The 2,759-nt window shown below is 52.9% G+C and carries 3 protein-coding genes and 1 pseudogene; 2 read left to right on the forward strand and 2 right to left on the reverse strand.

The window, feature by feature from the left end; genetic code table 11:
- Positions 1 to 324 (reverse strand): annotated as a pseudogene (locus Q0L26_RS05760) (hypothetical protein); the annotation flags it as partial.
- Position 325: 1 nt separating this feature from the next.
- Entirely contained in the window at positions 326 to 1,360 is a 1,035-nt protein-coding gene (locus Q0L26_RS05765; protein ID WP_296648616.1) for a hypothetical protein, read from the reverse strand.
- A gap of 30 nt (positions 1,361 to 1,390) precedes the next feature.
- Between Q0L26_RS05765 and Q0L26_RS05770 the strand changes: the two genes are divergently transcribed.
- Complete coding sequence (locus Q0L26_RS05770; protein ID WP_296648618.1) at positions 1,391 to 2,380, forward strand: carbohydrate kinase; 990 nt, start codon at positions 1,391 to 1,393, stop codon at positions 2,378 to 2,380.
- 111 nt (positions 2,381 to 2,491) lie between these two features.
- Positions 2,492 to 2,759: hypothetical protein (locus tag Q0L26_RS05775; protein WP_296648622.1), on the forward strand; the 268-nt coding region annotated here is incomplete at its 3' end.

The following is a 2,759-nucleotide window of genomic DNA, read 5'->3' on the forward strand; positions in this document are numbered from 1 at the left end:
GTTGGCGTTGGCCGAGGTACAAACCGTCCAGATCCCAGCTGGCATAGAGGTCAAAAGTTCAACTGCCCCAGGTAGCGGCGTGGTCAGGTGTGCGGTTACTTGTTCCAGCTCGTTGATGCGAAAGTTAGCCGTTTCAAAAAGTTCGGCTGCTACGAGTTGGCGAACCTTGTCTTCCGCACGCACTCCACTGTTTTCAGGTTGATCCCAAAAGAAGTTTGGCGCGAACTCTTTAGACCATTGTTCCCAACCAATGCGCGCTGCCTCGTGTGAGTCAACCAGTACGCCGTCGTTGTCGAACAATAACCCCGATGCAAAGTACTTCAAACTATTTGCTCTCTTTATTGCGTTCGGTAATGGTGATGAAAATTCCAACGATAGCTAGAAGCAACAAAACCTTTGCCGGTGCCAGTTCTTGAATCAACCAATTCCAGGTTGGTGCGTTGATGGTTGGTTCCGAAATGCAATCAGACATCTTGCAATCTGCGGCCGGTTCACTCCAGGTGCGCAACTTGTTGATTGCCTCTGCGCCAAATGAGAAAGCCATGATTGTGACAACTGATCCAAAAACAATTGAAAGCACGAGGTTTAGATTTGCAGCTCCGGCGGCGAGTGCGGTGCGCGGTTTTGGTGCAGCCGGTGTTGCCGACTTTGCCTTTGCTGCGAAGCGAGTACCAAACACAACTCCCGTTGCCACGATTGCAATGATGATTACCCAAACCCAAACCTGCAGGTTGGTGCGAGTAACGTCGTAAACACCAAGACCAAAAATAATTGCTACGGCAGTTGCAAGGATTGGAATCGCATAACCCAAGCCAAGGGCCTTTTGTGCGTCAGACATTTTGCGCTTGGAACCATCGGTGTTTGGTGTTTCATCGTGACGGAATACAAACGCAGCAAGCAAAACGTAAACCACTAAACCGGTGGCCAACAGAATTGGAACGTAAACGCTAAAGATACGAAGCACCGGGTTCTCGGCGCGGCCAGAGTAAGAGTTGAAGGCGCCCATGAAGTTGCCGATTGCAAAGATTGCACCGCCGGCCAAACCAAGAATGATTCCAAGGGTGGTGAAGCGCTGTGCGGAACGGGCAAGTGCGCTTGCGTCGGCGGCCTCGCGGCGGGCACGAACTGCCCAGCCCTGCGCGATCAGCGAGCCAAACGCCACCGCGGCAATACCAAGTAGATAAAGGTAAGGGGCCACGTGGAATACCTCTTGCACGAAGACCGCGTTGCCGTTGTTGTCATAGTGCGTCTGTGGCACGTATAGGTCGGCCAGAGCGGCTCCCATAAAGGCCAACCAAGCTACAAATAGACCGATAAGCGGAAGGGCAATTGCACGTTTAGCTAGCGGAATCCTGTTCATGCAACCAGCCTATCCCCCTAAACTTTTGGCATGATCCTTGTAATTGGCGAAGCCCTAATTGACCTATTCGAGAACCGCCACCAGGCCGGTTCGTTCAACGCAATTGTTGGTGGCGCAAATGCCAACGTCTCGATTGCGCTGGCTCGCCGCGGAACCCCGCAACAATTTTTGGCCCGTATTTCTAACGATGGATTCGGCAAGATCATTCGCGCCAAACTTGAGGCCAATCACGTTGGTTTGGATCACGCAATTTCTGCGTCAGAGCAAAGCACCCTGGTCACTATTTCTTTGGACTCTGCCGGTGTACCAAGCTACGCGTTCTACGTGAATGGCACCGCCGACTGGGCCTGGACCCCGGAAGAACTACCAACCGATGCAGATCTTGAAAACATGCACGCAACCGCAATTCAATTTGGTTGCTTGACCATGGCAATGGGCCCGGGCAACTTGGTAATCGAAGACTGGGCTCGCGAACACTTCAAGCAAAAGTCTGTGACCATTAGTCACGACATCAACATTCGCCCGGCACTTGGTTTCGAGCGCAATCACGAACGTCTGCGCGTTGAACGTATCAACGACATCTCGCACATCATCAAGGCATCTGACGAAGACATTCACTGGTTGTACGACATGGCCGATGGCGAAGATGTTGACAAGGTGGTTTGGAAGTGGATCGGCGACAGTGCTCGTCACGTTTTCATTACTCGCGGCGGCGACGGAGTATCGGTGTACCGTTTGGCAGCAGACGGATCACGCGTTCGTTTTGATGTGGCATCGCGCAAAATCAATGTGGTTGACACAGTCGGCGCGGGAGACACCTTCTGCGCAAACTTGCTTGGCCAACTTTCCGATGTTGACGCTTTGGGAACCGACCCATTCGACCGCCTGCAGAATTTGAGCGACGACGTTTTGCGCGAGTTCGTTTGGACCGCCGGAATCGCCGCATCAATCACCTGTGAGCGTGCCGGCGCCGAGCCACCAACCAAGGCCGACCTCGCCGCGGTACTCGCGACCCTTTAGTTTTCAACACCGATACCCCTGGCCGCTTAAATGTCAGTGGGTCGTGGGACAATCTCCATACAAAGAAAACAGCTGGGCGACCAGCTCTAACAAAATCTTGGAGAGATCCGCATGTATAAATTAAAAGACGACAGCAGCACCCCAAACATTTGGGCTTTCAATACTCGCGACTTAATGCGCGCCTCAACCTGTGATCACTGCATCAAGCTGGCAATTGCCAAAGAGCTAGATATGCCTGGTGTTCGCGACCTGGTTGAGCCATATGCGCTTGAGGGCAAGACCCTGGCCATGGCCTACGGCGACAAGTTCGAATCAGAGATCGAAGAAGAGCTTCGTGCCTCTTTAGGCGATGGTGACTTCAAGCGCCCCGAGGGCAAAG

It is taken from the genome of Rhodoluna sp., assembly GCF_024641065.1.
Classification (GTDB): Bacteria; Actinomycetota; Actinomycetes; order Actinomycetales; family Microbacteriaceae; genus Rhodoluna.